At 55.0% G+C, this 16,960-nt stretch carries 20 protein-coding genes; 8 read left to right on the top strand and 12 right to left on the bottom strand.

Annotated features, from left to right (window positions below; translation table 11 throughout):
* The first annotated feature begins 7 nt into the window (after positions 1-7).
* From WH298_RS01240 to WH298_RS01225, 4 genes are all read left to right on the top strand, one after another.
* Positions 8-1,051 carry an alpha/beta hydrolase gene (locus WH298_RS01240; protein WP_339541591.1) on the top strand — a complete coding sequence of 348 codons (1,044 nt, stop codon included), beginning with the start codon at positions 8-10 and terminating at the stop codon, positions 1,049-1,051.
* A gap of 118 nt (positions 1,052-1,169) precedes the next feature.
* Positions 1,170-2,021, top strand: a complete 852-nt coding sequence (locus WH298_RS01235) for an aldo/keto reductase (RefSeq protein WP_180821995.1) — start codon at positions 1,170-1,172, stop codon at positions 2,019-2,021.
* A gap of 31 nt (positions 2,022-2,052) precedes the next feature.
* Positions 2,053-3,042, top strand: a complete 990-nt coding sequence (locus tag WH298_RS01230; RefSeq protein WP_180821994.1) for an aldo/keto reductase — start codon at positions 2,053-2,055, stop codon at positions 3,040-3,042.
* Positions 3,043-3,206: 164 nt separating this feature from the next.
* Positions 3,207-3,482, top strand: a complete 276-nt coding sequence (locus WH298_RS01225; protein WP_180821993.1) for a hypothetical protein — start codon at positions 3,207-3,209, stop codon at positions 3,480-3,482.
* A gap of 43 nt (positions 3,483-3,525) precedes the next feature.
* On the opposite strand, the gene WH298_RS01220 is transcribed toward WH298_RS01225, so the two are convergent.
* Positions 3,526-3,735, bottom strand: a complete 210-nt coding sequence (locus WH298_RS01220; protein WP_007892931.1) for a CsbD family protein — start codon at positions 3,733-3,735, stop codon at positions 3,526-3,528.
* Between the two features lie 282 nt (positions 3,736-4,017).
* On the opposite strand from WH298_RS01220, the gene WH298_RS01215 reads away from it, so the two are divergent.
* Together WH298_RS01215 and WH298_RS01210 are read left to right on the top strand one after the other, a co-directional pair.
* Positions 4,018-4,635, top strand: coding sequence for a TetR/AcrR family transcriptional regulator (locus WH298_RS01215; protein WP_049852040.1), 618 nt, complete (start codon positions 4,018-4,020; stop codon positions 4,633-4,635).
* Positions 4,636-4,696: 61 nt separating this feature from the next.
* Positions 4,697-4,900, top strand: a complete 204-nt coding sequence (locus WH298_RS01210; RefSeq protein ID WP_007892927.1) for a hypothetical protein — start codon at positions 4,697-4,699, stop codon at positions 4,898-4,900.
* 77 nt (positions 4,901-4,977) lie between these two features.
* On the opposite strand, the gene WH298_RS01205 is transcribed toward WH298_RS01210, so the two are convergent.
* The 4 genes from WH298_RS01205 to WH298_RS01190 are packed head-to-tail and all read right to left on the bottom strand — an operon-like array spanning position 4,978 to position 8,958.
* Positions 4,978-6,291, bottom strand: coding sequence for an MFS transporter (locus tag WH298_RS01205; protein ID WP_180821992.1), 1,314 nt, complete (start codon positions 6,289-6,291; stop codon positions 4,978-4,980).
* On the bottom strand, positions 6,284-6,919 hold the full coding sequence (locus WH298_RS01200) for a DUF4286 family protein (RefSeq protein WP_180821991.1): 636 nt from the start codon (positions 6,917-6,919) through the stop codon (positions 6,284-6,286). Before WH298_RS01200 ends, WH298_RS01205 begins: the two co-directional genes overlap by 8 nt.
* A 2-nt stretch (positions 6,920-6,921) precedes the next feature.
* Positions 6,922-8,265: an amidase gene (locus WH298_RS01195; RefSeq protein ID WP_180821990.1), complete on the bottom strand. Its 1,344-nt coding sequence runs from the start codon at positions 8,263-8,265 to the stop codon at positions 6,922-6,924.
* A gap of 12 nt (positions 8,266-8,277) precedes the next feature.
* Positions 8,278-8,958 (bottom strand): DUF2848 domain-containing protein, encoded by a 681-nt coding sequence (locus tag WH298_RS01190; protein ID WP_180821989.1) that lies wholly within the window; start codon positions 8,956-8,958, stop codon positions 8,278-8,280.
* 115 nt (positions 8,959-9,073) lie between these two features.
* Between WH298_RS01190 and WH298_RS01185 the strand changes: the two genes are divergently transcribed.
* On the top strand, positions 9,074-9,748 hold the full coding sequence (locus WH298_RS01185) for a GntR family transcriptional regulator (RefSeq protein WP_180821988.1): 675 nt from the start codon (positions 9,074-9,076) through the stop codon (positions 9,746-9,748).
* Positions 9,749-9,777: 29 nt separating this feature from the next.
* Here the strand turns inward: WH298_RS01185 and WH298_RS01180 are convergent, their stop codons facing one another.
* The 3 genes from WH298_RS01180 to pth form a co-directional block, all read right to left on the bottom strand.
* Positions 9,778-10,167, bottom strand: a complete 390-nt coding sequence (locus WH298_RS01180) for a cupin domain-containing protein (RefSeq protein ID WP_180821987.1) — start codon at positions 10,165-10,167, stop codon at positions 9,778-9,780.
* A 295-nt stretch (positions 10,168-10,462) separates the two neighbouring features.
* Positions 10,463-11,554, bottom strand: a complete 1,092-nt coding sequence (gene ychF / locus WH298_RS01175) for a redox-regulated ATPase YchF (protein WP_180821986.1) — start codon at positions 11,552-11,554, stop codon at positions 10,463-10,465.
* Positions 11,555-11,665: 111 nt separating this feature from the next.
* Entirely contained in the window at positions 11,666-12,253 is a 588-nt protein-coding gene (gene pth, locus WH298_RS01170) for an aminoacyl-tRNA hydrolase (RefSeq protein WP_176971697.1), read from the bottom strand.
* A 258-nt stretch (positions 12,254-12,511) separates the two neighbouring features.
* On the opposite strand from pth, the gene ychH reads away from it, so the two are divergent.
* Positions 12,512-12,787, top strand: coding sequence for a stress-induced protein YchH (gene ychH, locus WH298_RS01165; protein WP_007892909.1), 276 nt, complete (start codon positions 12,512-12,514; stop codon positions 12,785-12,787).
* Here the strand turns inward: ychH and WH298_RS01160 are convergent.
* From WH298_RS01160 to lolB, 4 genes are all read right to left on the bottom strand, one after another.
* Entirely contained in the window at positions 12,784-13,959 is a 1,176-nt protein-coding gene (locus WH298_RS01160; protein WP_180821985.1) for a GGDEF domain-containing protein, read from the bottom strand. The two genes, ychH and WH298_RS01160, sit on opposite strands and share 4 nt — an antisense overlap.
* 228 nt (positions 13,960-14,187) lie before the next feature.
* Positions 14,188-15,135 carry a ribose-phosphate diphosphokinase gene (gene prs / locus WH298_RS01155; RefSeq protein WP_006118899.1) on the bottom strand — a complete coding sequence of 316 codons (948 nt, stop codon included), beginning with the start codon at positions 15,133-15,135 and terminating at the stop codon, positions 14,188-14,190.
* 136 nt (positions 15,136-15,271) lie between these two features.
* The gene (gene ispE / locus WH298_RS01150) at positions 15,272-16,129 is read right to left on the bottom strand and encodes a 4-(cytidine 5'-diphospho)-2-C-methyl-D-erythritol kinase (RefSeq protein WP_238344404.1); all 858 of its coding nucleotides are present in this window, start codon (positions 16,127-16,129) and stop codon (positions 15,272-15,274) included.
* Positions 16,126-16,749: a lipoprotein insertase outer membrane protein LolB gene (gene lolB, locus WH298_RS01145; RefSeq protein WP_180823672.1), complete on the bottom strand. Its 624-nt coding sequence runs from the start codon at positions 16,747-16,749 to the stop codon at positions 16,126-16,128. The genes ispE and lolB overlap by 4 nt, the downstream gene beginning before the upstream one ends.
* Positions 16,750-16,960: the final 211 nt, after the last annotated feature.

Raw genomic sequence — 16,960 nt, 5'->3', positions numbered from 1 at the left:
GGTAAAAATCTGGAGTGTAGGTTTGCTGGTGGCGGGGTTTATCGCTACCAGCCACGCCGAACCGTTAGTGATTCAGGCACAAGGCAGCTTCGCTGCGGGCGGCACGGTGGTGACAGCGCCGGGACAATTTGATGCCAAAAAACCGCTGGATGCAGCGGGCCAAACCTATCATGGCGACCACGCCGCGGTGTTTTATCAGATTCCGCAACATCCGCATAAATATCCCATCGTGATGCTGCATGGTGCCGGACAGTTCTCGCGTACCTGGGAAAGTACCCCGGATGGACGCGAAGGTTTTCAAAATATTTTCCTGCGTCGCGGATTTGCCACCTATCTGGTTGATCAACCGCGCCGGGGTGCGGCTGGTCGTAGCACGGTAGCCACCACCGTCACGCCGAAACCGGATGAACAGCTGTGGTTTAACCAATTCCGCCTGGGCGTATGGCCCACCTTCTTTAAAGGCGTGCAGTTCTCTCAGGATAAAGAGGCGCTGAACCAATACTTCCGCCAAATGACCCCTAATACGGGGCCGTTTGACGTCAACGTCATCTCCGATGCGATGTCTGCGGTTATCGACAAAAGCGGTCCCGCCATTCTGTTTACCCATTCACAGGGCGGCGGGCCTGGCTGGTATACCGCGATGAAAAACAGCAAGGTTAAAGCCATTGTCGCCTTTGAACCGGGCAGCGGCTTTGTGTTTCCCGAAAACGAATTACCGGCCCCGATGCCCAGCGCGTTCGATACGCTGAAAGGCGAGCCGGTGGCGCTGGACAAGTTTATGGCGCTGACCAAAATTCCGATTCTGATTTTCTATGGCGACAACATTCCGGATAAAGCGAGCAGCATGCCGGCGCAGGACAGTTGGCGGGTAAGGCTGGCGATGGCGCGCCAGTGGCGAGATGTGGTCAATAAACACGGTGGCGATGTGCAAGTAATCCATCTGCCAGAGATTGGCATTAAAGGAAATACGCACTTCCCGTTCTCCGATCTGAATAATGTGCAAATCGCCGACCAGGTTAGCGCGTTTTTCCAACAGAAGAATCTGCAGTAGCTGGCCAGCAGGGTTGATTGATTCATGAATTGAGTTAATAAACCCTAGCTGATTACTGGGTCTAATCAAAACAATCCTCAGGCGTTATGCTTTCGGAAACTAACGAAAGGATAACGCCATGCAAAACATAAAACTGAATAACGGTCTCGAGATGCCGCTGCTGGGCTTTGGTGTGTTTCAGATGACCGATGCCGCGGAGTGTGAGCGCGCGGTGATTGATGCCATCGAAACCGGCTATCGGCTGATTGATACCGCCGCCTCATATCAAAACGAAACTCAGGTTGGCAATGCCATTAAGCAGAGCGGTGTGGCACGTGACGCGCTGTTTGTCACCACCAAGCTGTGGCTACAGGACACCAGCTACGAAGGCGCCAAAGCGCAGTTTGAGCGTTCGCTTAATCGTCTGCAGATGGACTATGTCGATCTCTATTTGATTCACCAACCCTACGGCGATGTGCATGGCGCCTGGCGTGCCATGGAAGAGCTGCATGCAGCCGGCAAAATCAAAGCCATTGGCGTCAGTAACTTCCAGCCCGATCGCCTGGCCGATCTCATCGCGTTCAATAAAGTGGTGCCGGCGGTGAATCAAGTTGAAGTGAACCCCTTCAACCAGCAACTGCACGCGGTGCCGTGGATGAAGAGCCGCAACATTCAACCTGAAGCCTGGGCACCGTTTGCCGAAGGCAGAAACGGGTTGTTCCAGCATCCTGTCCTGACGGCGATTGGCGAAAAATATGGCAAAAGCGTCGGCCAGGTGGTGCTGCGCTGGATCTTCCAACGCGGCATTGTTTCGCTGGCCAAATCGGTACGCAAAGCGCGCATGGCAGAAAACATTAATGTGCTGGACTTTGCACTCAGTGACGCCGAAATGTTGCAAATTACCGCGCTGGATAGCGCGACCAGCGCCTTCTTCTCGCACCGCGATCCAGCCATGGTTGAGTGGCTCACCGGCCGCAAACTCGATGTGTAATTACGCACCCTAAAACCTAATGGAGTGACACATGCAAAATCGTTATCTCGGCAACGCCAAACTTGAAGTTTCCGCGCTGGGTCTGGGCTGCATGGGGCTCAGCCATGGCTACGGTCCGGCCACAGACCGGCAGCAGGCGATTAAGTTAATTCACGCGGCAGTAGAGCGCGGCGTGACTTTTTTCGATACCGCGGAAGTGTACGGGCCGTATTTAAATGAAGAGGTCGTGGGCGAAGCTTTGCAGCCTTACCGTGACCAGGTGGTGATCGCCACAAAATTTGGCTTCACTTTTGGCGACGATAATAAGCAGCAAATATTGAACAGCCGTCCCGAGCATATCCGTCTGGCGGTTGAAGGTTCACTGCGCCGTCTGAAAACTGACGTGATTGATCTGCTGTATCAGCACCGTGTTGATCCCAATGTGCCGATTGAAGATGTGGCCGGCACGGTTAAGGATCTGATCAATGAAGGCAAGGTTAAACATTTCGGTTTATCAGAAGCGGGTGCGAATACCATTCGTCGCGCCCACGCCGTGCAACCGGTCACGGCGCTGCAAAGCGAATACTCAATGTGGTGGCGCGAGCCGGAGCAGGAGATTCTGCCGCTGCTAAACGAATTGGGTATTGGTTTCGTGCCGTTTAGCCCGCTAGGCAAAGGCTTTTTAACCGGTGCAATTAAAACAGGTACCACTTTTGGCGAGGATGATTTCCGCAGCAAAGTGCCGCGCTTTGCCGCTGAAGCGCTGGCCGCCAATGAACAACTGGTGACCTTAGTGGCGCAGCTGGCGGCGGAGAAAGGCGTGACGTCGGCGCAGATCGCGCTGGCCTGGCTGCTGGCGCAGGCGCCGTGGATTGTGCCGATTCCGGGCACTACCAAGCTGCATCGTCTGGAAGAAAACCTCGGCGCCGCTGACATTGCGCTCTCCTCTGCGGAGTTACTCAAACTGACGCAGGCTTTGGAAACCATCAAGGTGATCGGTGAACGTTATCCTGCTGCGCTGCAGGCGCGGGTAGGCGGTTAACCTCAACCACTTTGCGGCGCGTTCCTCGCGCCGCAAGCCATTCTTATGATGTATTTTCGATTGCATCGACGCTTTTTTATATTTGATGTTTTTTACTCATTGGGTATGCTCTGCGCAGTCAGGATCCTCCGGCCAGGGTTGGTTTAGACGGTGACAGAGAGCCCATGAAAAACAGTAATGACAAACAGTTAAGTGACGTGGTGATCGGTGATGCAGTGATTGAGTTATTCACTCACGATGCCGCAATTTCGCGTACTACGCTGATCGCCCAGTTAGAGAAGATGATTCAGGCGGGTGGAACGCCAGAGCGTATTCGCGTTGCCAGATTAGCCTTAGCAGAGGTTAACCGCAGCAGCCAATGCGATGAAGAAGAGTCAGACGAGGGTGTGATCAACATGTTGGCCAAAAGCGCGGTGGTGGACGACAGCACCAAACACTGATTGAGGCATGCCGGACAGGGGTTGTCCGGCACGTTCGAGCGGTTTACCAACGGTATTTATTGGAATCTTCCCACTCTTTTACTTCTTTTTCCGCGCGGTCTTTTTCATAACCATAGCGTTCCTGAATTTTACCGACCAGCTGATCGCGTTTCCCTTCGACCACGGTCATATCATCATCAGTCAGGTCGCCCCATTTTTCCTTCACTTTTCCCTTGAACTGCTTCCAGTTGCCGCTAATACGATCTTCGTTCATTGTCGATCTCCCTATTTAGTCGTTACCGGTTACTGAATGATCACCGTTTGGCCGCATGCCATCGGATGTATTAATTCTGGCACAGAATTTGCGGTTTGCTGCGCTGCGGTGTGAGCTGACTCAAATATCTGATATTGAATAGTAGGGTGATTGCATAACCCTCTGTGATATAAGGTGTTATTCTCGCCTGGGTATACAGACTTGTCTCTGCTGGTATATAGTGAACGCCGAGAAGATTTTCAGTCAATTTTTTGGAAACCCGCACTGCCTGATGTATCCGCTATGAGCAAAAAGTTAGCCACAGAAACGAAAAACCGCGAACGGGGCCGCCCAAGAGAATTTGATATCGAACAGGCTCTGGACAAAGCCATGATTGTTTTTCGGCAAAAGGGTTTTCATGCCGCTTCGCTGAGTGATTTGGGGGAGGCGATGGGGCTAACCGCGGGCAGCATTTACAAGGCTTTTAAAGATAAGCGCAGCCTGTTTCTGCTGGTATTTGAGCGCTATCTTTCGGTGCGCAATGCCGACTTGCGTCAGCGGCTAGCGCAGTTCACCACCGGGCGCGAAAAGCTCACTGAACTGCTGCAGTTCTATCTCGATTCTGCCCGTGCGGTTGAAGGCCGTACCGGTTGTCTGGTGGTGGGCAGTACGGTGGAGCTGCAGGTGCTGGATGAAGATCTGTCGCAGTTAGTGAGTGAAGCGGTGATCCGCAATAAAAACTTTCTCGCTTCTCTGCTGAAACTCGGCCAGGAAGATGGATCGGTCACACAGCATCTGGATATTGACAGCGCAGCGGGCTTGATACTCTGTATCGCCTTTGGCATGCGCGTAGTAGGCAAGATCACCGATGTAAAAGATGAACCCGCGACAATTAAGCTGGTGATGAAGCTGCTGGACTAAAATTTGTCTAATTAGGAGGTGGATACTTCCTAAATAAGCGAAGCGTGAAGCCGGAGGGCAAGTGAAAGACGAAGATTCAGACATTACGGAAGAGATTCGCGCATTGGTGGGGAGAGTGGTGACACGCATTCTCCGTCCTGATGAAGCGCTTACCGTTCAGGAACTGATTGGCGCGCTGTATCGCCTGAGTTTGCGCTCAACAGACAGCAAAACCAAAAGTGCCTGCGAGAAAGCCATTCGTATCCTGGCGAAAAAAATGCATTAATTCGGTCGCGCGTGCCGCGCCTTATTACTCCTCTCTGCGAAAGTCTGGCAATCCCTCGCCAAACAAAACCCGGGTGATTAGAGCGGTCGATGCGCGGTTTCTTTCGCTTTCCACAGCGCGAACAGCGTAATCAGTAACGCCAGGCTGACGTACAGTGACACCCACAGCGTGCTACCCATCTCTTTGTAGAGCGAAGTAATGATCAGCGGAGCAAAACCGCCACCGATAATCCCCGCCAGCGTATAAGCCAGCGACGATCCGGCATAGCGCACATGGCTGGGGAACTGCTCCGTGACAAACGCCGCCTGCGGTCCGTACATCACCGCATGAATCAACAGCCCGCCAATCACCGCCAGCACAATCAAAATCGGCTGCGAGCTATCGAGCAACACAAAGAACACAAACGACCAGACGATGGCCAGCAGCGCACCGGCGATATACACCGGCCGACGGCCTAACTTGTCGGAGAGCGCGCCAAACATCGGTACGGTAATCGCATTACCAATCGCGCCCAGCATGGTGGCCATCAACGCCAGCGGACGCGGCAGCTGCAACACCGTGGTGACGTAAGTCAGGGTGAAAACCACCACCAGCGCATACAGCACATCCGAACCGATGCGTGAGCCTCCGGCAATCAACAGCTCGCGCGGATAGCGCACAAACACCTCTTTCAGCGGCGTATGGGTGGTTTTCTCTGCCTGCTGCATCGCCACAAAGGTCGGTGTCTCTTCAACGCCGCGACGCAGCCAAAGGCCAAACATCACCAGCAGCAAACTTAGCAGGAACGGAATGCGCCATCCCCATGCCTGGAACTGCTCGCCGCTCAAAGCCACCGTCACCAGCGTGATGAAGCCGGTGCCAATCAAGGTACCGCAAGATGGACCCACCTGGGCAAACGAAGCATTGCGACCGCGCTTATCCGCGTCGCCGTGCTCCATCGACAGCAGCACCGCGCCGGCCCATTCGCCGCCGAGGGCAATGCCCTGAATAAAGCGCAGCGCCACCAGCAGCACCGGACTCCAGATGCCCCACACCGCATAGCCCGGCAGCAAGCCCATTAGCGCGGTGGTCACACCCATAATCACCAGCGTAGTGATCAACACCACTTTTCGTCCGGCGATATCGCCAAGATGGCCGAAGATCAGGCCGCCCACCGGACGCGAAACGTAGCCCACCGCATAGGTGGAAAACGCCAGAATGGTGCCGACCAGCGGATCGAAACTCGGGAAAAACACATGGTTAAACACCAGCGCCGCCATGATGTTGTAGACCGTAAAGTCATACCACTCCAGCGCCGTGCCAATCGAGCTGGCCGCTGCGAGGCGACCGGTTTTGGTGTGGCTGGCTGGCTCGCCAGTGGCGTGCTGCAATGTCGAATCGGTATTAGCCATGAGCCATCTCCTGTTTCGTTAACTGCCAGCTAAGGGCATAAAGTTGTACATCCGCGTTGAGGATGGCGGCGGCAGCGGTAGCCAGCGTTTTGCACACCTGCGCATCGCGACAGGTCAGCAGCAGCATCGGCTGCATCGGGCGGCTTTCGCGGTTTTCGCGCGGCAGCGGTGAGCTCAGCGTGGTGTCGGGCGTCAGCAAACGTGAGGCGATATAGCCCGGCGTGTGCTGCACGCTGCTTTGCCAGTCGCCCAGCAATGCAACATCCGTACCGGCTGGCAACGTCAGCACCGCCAGATGGCTGCCGCTGCCTTGACCATGCTGGTGAGAGATGGCGCATACCCGGCGCATCGGGTTGATCATCTTGTTGAGGTTTTTCACCGACCATTCGGTCTGGCGCGTGAAGGCAGCGTGATAATCGGCGCTGGTAAAGGCCTCCAGCGATGCGGTCTCATACAGGCCGAGATACTTACGCTCGGCATCGATCGACTGATAGCGCGTGCCGCTGAGAAATCCAGCGATCGCCACGCGCTCTTCAACGTGCTCATGGTCATACCATTGGTTGAAATCCGCTTCATCTGCAGCATCGATATTGGTGGCGACAAACAGCATGCCGTGGGGTTGAGTCATGATCAGCTACTCCGTTTCAGGGTGGTTTCAAGCGCGGCAGCCCAGGTGAGTAATGCAGCATCGTTGCCATGGGTTGAGGACAGCATCAGGCCAACCGGCGCAGCGCCGGGTTGATGACAAGGCAGAGAAATTGAGCAGCCATCGAGCATGTTGATCACGCTGGTGTTGCGCAGCATCAGCATGTTGACCTGCATGTAACGCGCAGGGTCGTCGAGTTCGGCAAGGGTAGGGGCGATCAGCGACACCGTCGGCATTAAGATGCCGTCGAACGGCGCCACGGCGTTTTCCACACGCTGCTGCCAGTCGGCGCGCAGCTGATAAAGCTCGGCGGCATCCTCGGCATTCAGCAAGCTGCCGCGTTTGATGCGCGTCAGAACCTGCGGATCGTAGGCGTCAGGCTGGGACAGCGCGTACGCCTGATGCCACTGCCAGGCTTCCCAGGCGGTAATGCCGCCGCGCGCGTTCATCGTATCCAGCTCCGCCAGCTCATCGAGCGGCAGTTCGGTGAGCTGCACACCCTGGGCGCGCAGCACCTCGAGCGCGCGTAGCCAGGCAGCACTGACGTGCTGGTCGAGCCCCGCCAGCACGCGCGTTTGTGGAATGACGAAATGCGCATCAGAGAGTTCACGCTGATCCATCACCAGCGGTTGGTCGGCAATCACACTATCGAGCAGCCAGCAGCTGCGCACGTCGTGCGCAATCACGCCGATGCTGTCGAGCGACGCCGCCAGCGGCAGGGTACCGCGCTGGTCGATGCGGCTGGCGCTGGGTTTAAAGCCGGTTAATCCGCACAGCGCCGCAGGAATACGCACCGAACCGCCGGTATCGGTGCCGACTGCCGCCAGACACATGCCATCGGCCACCGCCACCGCCGCGCCCGACGAGGATCCGCCCGGAATACGCTTCTCAGCACGCTGCCATGGATTGGCGGGCGTGCCGTAGTGCGGATTGATGCCGAGGCCGGTAAAGGCGAACTCGGTCATGTTGGTTTTGCCGACGAGGGCCGCGCCGGCCTGTTGCAGCCGTTCAACCATGCTGGCGTTGGCTGCGGCCGGAGTGCCGTTGCTGAGTAGATGTGAGCCGGCGAGCGTCACTTCTCCGGCAACGTCAAACAGATCTTTAATGCTGATCGGCAGGCCATCAATCGGGCTGCGCGCCTGACGCTGCTGCCAGCGCGTGCTGGCCTGTTCCGCCTGCTGCTGCGCCTCGGCGGCATACACGCGGGTGAAAACCCGCTGGCCTTCGCCGGGTTCGGCGGCGATGGCACTCAGCGCATCCTGCGTCAGTTCTGCGGCAGAGCCTTGTCCGGCGAGCAGCTGCTGGCTCGCTTGCCATAACGTCGTCATAAAGAATCCTTATCAGGCGATGACCGGCAGCGCGCCGGTGATGTAGGTGTGCTCCAGCGTGCGATTCAGCACCGGATCGTGCAGTGCCATGCGGAATTCACTCGCTGGACGAATGCCGCCGATGGCGCTCAGCGTGCCGCACGACATGGCAAAGCCTTCTTCCACTTCGCGATCGGCGAAATAGCGCTGCAACAGATCGATTGGCGTGAGCAGCGACGACAGCGCACCCTGTTGATAGGTGACCCAATCGCCGTTCACTCTGATCCAGGCGCGCAGTTCCAGCTGGTCCCAATGCGCTTTCACCTCGGACATGCGCCAGGCATGACCGGCAACCGGCTTGATACACGCCTGTTTGGAAAGCGCCACGCTGAAGGTTTCAAGATGGCGATCGGTGTGATCGGAAATCAGCGAAACCCAGTATTCACCGCGGTGGAAAAACACAAAGGGTTCGGCTTCGCCAGAGGTCTGTTCGCCGACCACTTCCAGCTGGGTTTGCTGAGTGAGCTGGTTAGTGGCGACGCGGTAAAACAGCGGCACTGCACCAGGAGCGGGCACGCCAAGTGCCTCGAGCTCCCTGATATGGTGCAGTACCGCAGCCTGATCGCGGCCAACCCAGCCGGCAATCACCAGCGCATTAACCTCTACATCCAGCACTGCGGCGTCTGCGTAATCAGTCGTGAAGCGTAATTGCATGGGCTAAATCTCCAGAGTTGAAATGCGTGTGAAATTTCACAGTAATTTCAATCTAGCCATTTTCATGCCAGGTTTTTGTGTAAGATGTCTCAGTTACCTAATAAGGATGCGCGTGATGAGTAATGGTATTGCTGAAAATGTGAGCTCGCCGACCCAGCCGAAGAGCCTTTCTCTCAACGAACGGGCGTATCTGGCGTTCAAGCACCGGCTGATCACGCTGCGTTACAAGCCCGGTGACTATCTGAATATCGCGCAGGTGATGGATGACCTTGAGATGGGCAGAACGCCGGTGAATCAAGCGGTGCATCGGCTGGAAACGGAAGGGTTACTGCAAATTATTCCACGCAAAGGGGTGATGGTTTCACCGCTATCGATTGATGATGCGCTGGAGTTAATTGAGGTGCGTTTAGTCAACGAGGCGCTGTGTTTGCGTTTGGCCTCGCAGCGCGTTAATCCGACGCAGATTGCTTATTTGCGCGCAATGAATCAGCGCATTGCCGACGCCAGCGCAGCGCGCGACCGGGAACAGATGATGTTGCTGGACCGCGAATTCCACCAGCTGCTGGCGGACATCGCCGCCAATGGACGCCTGGCCGATATCCTCAGCATCATCCATGCGCAGGCGCAGCGTTTCTGGGCGACGACGCTCTCCAGCGCTGCGCATATGAATGAAGTGATCGCCGAACATGAAGCGATTATCGCCGCGCTGGAGCAGGGCGATGCGGAGCAAGCGGAAGCCGCCGCGCGGGTGCACATCTATTCGTTTAAGCAGGCGCTGCTGAATAATTGACGGTGTTTTTGCGCGGATTAACGCTGAGATCAATACTCTGCCGCTTCTCCTGGCAAAGGCACCGAAAGTTCCATGCCCGCAACGCCGGCATAGAAAATAATCAGCTCGGCACTCTCATCGGTGGTGAAGCCGCGATGCGCGATATCGATGGATTCATTAAATGCCTCGCCGGCACGGAAGGTTTTGCTCTCACCGTTGTCTTTGTCCTCAATGGTGAGCGATCCCGACAAAATATAAGCGCTGTTAGGCATCGGATGGGTATGCCACGGCAACTCGGAATGAGCAGGAATGGTCATCTTCATTACGGTAATTTCCGGCTGACCCGTCGGATAATTTTCTAATCGCTGACCATTCCAGGCATGCCCGCTCTGGAGCAAGATTTCCGCTGTATTGTGGTCGTAATTGTCAGAACGGCTCATTGGCACTCCCGCGCATAAGTGAGTGCTAAATTTCTTATGCACAGGATAGTGGAAATTGGCGAGGCCGCTTATTCAGACAAAAAGTGATTAATCGCTACGCGTTACCCGCAATCCTGCGGGTTAACTGTTGCTCGGACAGTGAGCTTCCCCACTGATCGCTTTACAGATTTGTCAGCGGGATTCAGGAATAGCTGAGATTTGATGAAATAAAAAAATCCACGCAATTGCGTGGATTTAAGGGTGTTTGTCAGCCAGAAGGAGATTCAATGAAATCTCATCCCACCGCTACGGCTATTTAGACGTTGAACAGGAAGTTCATCACATCGCCATCTTTAACGATGTACTCTTTACCTTCTGAACGCATCTTGCCGGCTTCTTTCGCGCCTTGTTCGCCTTTAAAGGCAACAAAGTCATCAAAGGCGATGGTCTGCGCACGGATAAAGCCTTTCTCGAAGTCGGTATGGATTTTACCGGCTGCCTGCGGCGCAGTTGCACCCACTGGGATAGTCCATGCACGCACTTCTTTCACGCCAGCGGTGAAGTAAGTTTGCAAGTTCAGCAGCGCATAACCGGCGCGAATCACGCGGTTCAGGCCCGGCTCTTCCAGACCCAGTTCAGCCATGAACTCGTCGCGCTCGTCATCTTCCAGCTCGGCAATGTCCGACTCAACCGCAGCACACACCGGAACGACGACAGAACCTTCGGCTTCGGCAATGGCACGTACCTGATCGAGGTACGGATTGTTTTCGAAGCCGTCTTCGTTGACGTTAGCGATGTACATGGTCGGTTTCAGCGTCAGGAAGCTGAGGTAGCGAATCGCCGCTTTCTCGTCAGCATCCAGCTTCAATGCGCGCAGCATGCCGGCTTCAGACAGATGCGGCAGGCATTTTTCCAGCGCAGCCAGCTCAGCTTTTGCATCTTTGTCGCCGCCTTTGGCTTTCTTCTGGCAACGCTGAATGGCACGTTCGCAGGTGTCGAGATCCGACAGCGCCAGCTCGGTATTGATGACATCAATATCTTCCGCCGGGTTAACTTTGCCCGCAACGTGGATGATGTTGTCGTTCTCGAAGCAGCGCACCACGTGGCCGATGGCTTCGGTTTCACGGATGTTGGTCAGGAACTGGTTACCCAGGCCTTCACCTTTGGATGCGCCTTTTACCAAACCGGCGATATCGACGAATTCCATGGTGGTTGGCACCACGCGCTGTGGTTTAACAATATCGCTCAGCTGATCGAGGCGCAGATCGGGCATTGGCACCACACCGGTGTTTGGCTCGATGGTGCAGAACGGAAAGTTGGCTGCTTCGATACCCGCTTTAGTCAGCGCGTTGAACAGGGTGGATTTACCGACGTTCGGCAGGCCCACAATACCGCATTTAAATCCCATGGTCTGATTACCTTTCTCACTGAGTGCGCAGCGCTGCAGAGCAGCGCCGACAGATTCAAAAAATTTCGCGCATTATACACAGAATTGCCCTGCGCGGCGCGGGAATTGGCCTTAGCCAGCCTTGAAGGCGTGCAGGCGGTTCATCGCCTTAATCTTGTCTTCTTTCAGCCACAGCTCGGTGCAGCGCACCGCTTCATCCACGGCATCGTCGATCAGCTTTTGTTCGCTGGCCGGCGGTTTGCCCAATACAAAACCGGTCACTTTATTGCGATCGCCCGGATGGCCGATACCGACGCGCAAACGGTGAAAATTATTGTTATTGCCCAGTTTGCTGATGATATCTTTCAGGCCGTTGTGACCGCCGTGGCCGCCGCCTTGTTTGAACTTTGCCACGCCCGGCGGCAAATCCAGCTCATCGTGCGCCACCAGAATCTCCTCCGGCGCAATGCGATAAAACGTCGCCATCGCCGCTACGGCTTTGCCACTCAAATTCATAAAGGTGGTGGGCACCAGCAGGCGCACATCTTCGCCCGCCAATGACAAGCGCGCGGTGTAGCCGAAGAATTTGGGTTCATCTTTTAACGACTGATTGTTACGGCTTGCCAGCAAATCCACATACCAGGCTCCGGCGTTATGGCGCGTTGCGGCGTACTCGGCGCCCGGATTGGCTAACCCTACAATCAGTTTAATGCTGCTCACGATGTTTATCCTGCCTTGCTGCGGAAAGGGCGATAGTTTACTGCCTGACGACACGGATGACAAAGGCCACAAACAGCAGATGATGCCGCTGTGTGACTAATCAATTTCTATCGAAATCAAGGCGCTGGCAGTAAAGATTTGTCAAAGGTTGTGAAGGATCTGTGATCCTGTACGCAACTTAACCGGCAGGTATTGCCTAAGCTTATGGCTAGTTAACCATATGTGCTGTTTTGCTTTTTATAAGGATGGAGGTGGATCATGAAACGTCAAAAATGCCGCGTGGTAGGTAATGGTTTGATGTGTCTGGGTTTACTGACGATGGTGCTCGGTGTCGGTTATTCCATTATTAATCAGCTCCCTTCACTTAACCTGCCGCAATTTCTCGCGCACGGCGCCATGTTCAGCATCTTTGTTGGCGCGTTGCTGTGGCTGGTGGGTGCCCGCGTCAGCGGACGCGAAAGAGTTGAAGATCGTTATTACTGGTTGCGTCACTACGGCGACAAACGCTGCCGTCGCAATCACACTTCACACTAAGTGAGAGCGGTTTCCTGGCGTGGCTGTAACTGTGCAAGATAACGTTCGATACGGTTACGGCCGCTGGCTTTAGCGTGATATAGCGCTTCATCAGCCAGCGCCAGCAGCGGTGGAAAAGGTTGGCCGGGCTGCAGAGCAGTGGCGAAACCAATACTTACGGTGTAGCGCACGTCGTTAGGTTGCGACAGCTGCGTTGCCAATCGGATACGTTCACACACCCGCTGCGCCTGCTCGGCATCGCCTGGAATAATTGCTGCAAACTCCTCACCGCCCAGACGGGCAAAATGACCTTCCTCCGGCAATAACGCCTGTACCACCTGACAAAAATCGACTAAAACCTGGTCGCCTTGCTGATGCCCAAAGCGATCGTTGATGCTTTTAAAATGGTCCAGATCGAAGAGCACCGCGCTGTAAATAAATGGCTGTGACTGACGTGCGCTGCGCAGCACCATTTTATCGGCCTGTTCGAACAGCGCGCGGCGGTTCCACACGCTGGTGAGCGGATCGTGCATCGAGGCCAGCTTATGGGCGATTTGCGTGCGTTCATTGACCATCGCCAGAATGGTGAAGGTGAGGCCGATGACAAACAAAATCGATTCAAGAATCACATACACCGAGAAGCTGGAGCCGCCAATGGCGCCGCGTGCCGGTGAAGCCACCGCATCATCGAGAAAGATGCGTGCCACGTGAAACAGCAGATGAATCCACAGCAGAATTTGCGCGGGCCAGAAGGTAACGGTTAACGACGCGCGTACGCGCCACAGCAAGCGGATCAGCGCTCCGGTATAGATGATGCACAACAGGCACACCACCAGCACGCGCTTCGGCTGGCTGTAATAAAACTCGGGGAACAGGCACAGAATGGCCCACAGCAATCCGCCGCCTAACCAGCTGAGCCCAAGGGGTTTTGCACAAAAAATACGGAAGGCATTCAGTAGATTACCGTAGGCGAGCAGCAACATCACATTGCCAAGCGCCACCGGCAAAAAATGCAGACCAGCGCTGCGTAAACTGCTGAGAAGCACCGCGGCAAAGGTTAAAACCAGCGCCAGCGTGGTGCAGCCCAGCACGCGATCGTATTGCGCACCGACCCAGGCAAAAATCAAAATGATACTTAAAAACCCCAGCACATAGAGCTCGCAAACAAACAGTGTGTAAATGTCGAGAGTCATAGTGGTCGGAGCTCTTAGCTAAAGTGTGGAGAAAAATACCATTAATCATTGGACCGCTAAAGAGCAGCAATGCGCGTAGGCAGAAAAGAGTGGATGGCAGCGAGAATAGCGGATTTTAACGAAATTTATCGCGGAAATATCAGCGGGGAAAGTGGCTTAATCGGTGAGTAAAGTGATGGCGAGCAGGCAAAGAAAAACCGGGCACCAGGCCCGGTTTCACACGATGAATTAATGCTCAAACATCGCGGAGATGGATTCTTCGTTGCTGATACGACGAATCGCTTCGGCCAACATGCCAGACAGCGTCAAAGTACGCACGTTTGGCAGTGATTTCATCTCTTCCGACAGCGGAATGGTATCGCAGACAATCACCTGGTCGATCACCGATTTACGCAGGTTTTCTACTGCATTACCGGAGAAGATGGGGTGAGTGGCATAAGCGAATACGCGTTTCGCGCCACGCTCTTTCAGCGCTTCAGCCGCTTTGCACAGCGTACCGCCGGTGTCGATCATATCGTCGACCAGTACACAGTCACGGCCGGCAACGTCGCCGATGATGTGCATCACCTGAGAAACGTTCGCACGCGGGCGGCGTTTGTCGATGATAGCCATATCGGTGTCGTTGAGCAGTTTGGCGATAGCGCGAGCGCGCACTACGCCACCAATGTCTGGGGAAACGACAATCGGATTTTCCAGACCAATCTGCAGCATATCTTCCAGCAGAATTGGGCTACCAAATACGTTATCCACCGGAACATCAAAGAAGCCCTGGATCTGTTCAGCATGCAGGTCAACGGTGAGAACACGGTCAACGCCTACGCTTGAAAGGAAATCGGCAACCACTTTGGCGGTGATCGGCACACGAGCAGAACGCACACGGCGATCCTGACGCGCATAGCCAAAGTAAGGAATTACAGCAGTAATACGACCAGCAGAAGCCCGACGCAATGCGTCGACCATCACAACCAGCTCCATCAGATTATCATTGGTGGGGGCACAGGTGGACTGGATGATGAAAATATCACCACCGCGTACATTTTCGTTGATCTGTACACTTACTTCACCATCACTGAAACGGCCAACAGCGGCGTCTCCGAGGCTAGTGTAAAGGCGGTTGGCAATACGTTGTGCTAGTTCCGGGGTGGCGTTACCAGCAAATAGCTTCATATCAGGCACGAGAAGAACCTCAGGCTTGGCGTCCAGAGAATGAACGGCTCTAGAGTAACCGGCGAATACCAAAGAGCATGTTCATACGGGTGTGTTAATGCGCAACGTGCAGTATCTGGAACGTGTGACACTGTCACGAAAACGCTTATAGCCCAGAAAGTGTGCGCTGCAACGGCGAGATATTAAGCCCGCGCGCCACAAATCCGCAAATCCATTTCGGGGCAAGCTCCAGCACCTGACGTGCGGCGGACTCGGTGTCAAATTCAGCAAACACACAAGCTCCGGTCCCAGTCAGGCGCGACGGCGCGTATTCTAGCAGCCAGGAAAGCAGCTCATCAACCTTACGAAAACGTTTTCTTGCCACAGCCTCACAATCATTGTGAAAAGAACGCTGCAACAGTTCATCTAATGTGCGGATTGGTGAATCACGCGTCAGATCGGGATCGCGGAACAGATCGGGCGTGGCAATGCTGACGCCGGGATGCGCCACCAGATACCATTTTTCTTCAGGTGTCGCGGGTTGTAACTGTTCCCCAACGCCCTCGGCAAAGGCGGCGTGTCCGCGCACAAACACCGGCACATCCGCGCCCAGTTTGATGCCAATCGTTGCTAAGTCATCCACGCTCAACTGGGTGTGCCACAAATGGTTGAGCGCTACCAGCACCGTGGCGGCATCGGAAGAGCCACCGCCTAAACCGCCGCCCATTGGCAGCACCTTCTCCAGTGCAATGGTTGCGCCGGCATGCGCTGGCAAGGTGCCACGTGTGGCGGCGCACTGTTTTAGCGCCTGGGCGGCACGCACAATCAGGTTCTCTTCATCCGGCACGCCATCCAGCGGCGTCAGCAGCGTAATCTTGTCGCTGCTATCGGCTGCAATCTGTAATGTGTCGCCGTAATCAAGAAACTGAAACAGCGTTTGCAGGTTGTGATAGCCGTCTGGACGACGGCCGGTGATGTATAAAAACAGGTTCAATTTTGCTGGCGCAGGCCACGTGGTGATCATTGGGTGGTCCAGCTATCCATGCGCAGTTTGATACGTTGACCGCCTTCAGTCAGCTCCAGATTCGCCGGCAGTGGCGGGTTAACCTTGCTGTCGTAATCCGAGATATTCACCTTCCACTGCTGGCCATTGCGGCTGTAGTTCAGGCTTTGCAACTGATAGTTGCTGTTGAGCTGATAATCGCTGGCATCGCCTGGCAAGCCCATCATCCACTGACGCAGATTGGCGAGCGGGATATCCATGCCGGTAAGCTGTGAAATCATCTTCTCAGCATCGTTGCTCACGTAACGCTTGCCTTTATTATCGACGATCTGCACCACCGAGCCCTGCGCATCAAGCTGCAGTTCGGTGCTGCCGAGCGGATTGGTCAGCAGTAGGCGATAGCGATCGGCGGCGGTTTGCTGCCAGTTAAAGCGCGCATACACCTTTTGTTTATCGGAAAGATAAGCGAACGCACCGCGCGTCTGATACTGGCTGATTTTGGTTACAGCCTGCTGGTGCTGCTGCCATTGGGGTGACGTGGTGCTTGGGCCCGGACCTTGTGGTTTGTTAATGGTACATGCAGCCAGTAACACGCTGGCAAGGGGTAAAAGGCGCAGTAACTTGCGCGGGGGCAAATGCATCACGTGGTCATCTCCTCAGACACGTTTTTACTTCGTAACCGGTAACGCTAACCATCCGCAGGTAAGCCGTCAATGCTGTTATGGCAATAATTGCGCACGATCAGTTTAATCTTATTACAGTCATAGGCTTTGTATGGCTTTTCTTGACCTGTGGCATCTTGTAGAATGCGCAGCACAAAACCCTGACAACTATTGGGATATCCCAACCCGA

This window comes from Pantoea nemavictus (genome assembly GCF_037479095.1).
In the GTDB taxonomy this organism is placed as follows: Bacteria; Pseudomonadota; Gammaproteobacteria; order Enterobacterales; family Enterobacteriaceae; genus Pantoea; species Pantoea nemavictus.
The sequence above is the reverse complement of the archived record's forward strand: the minus strand, read 5'-3'. Positions and strand labels throughout refer to the sequence as shown.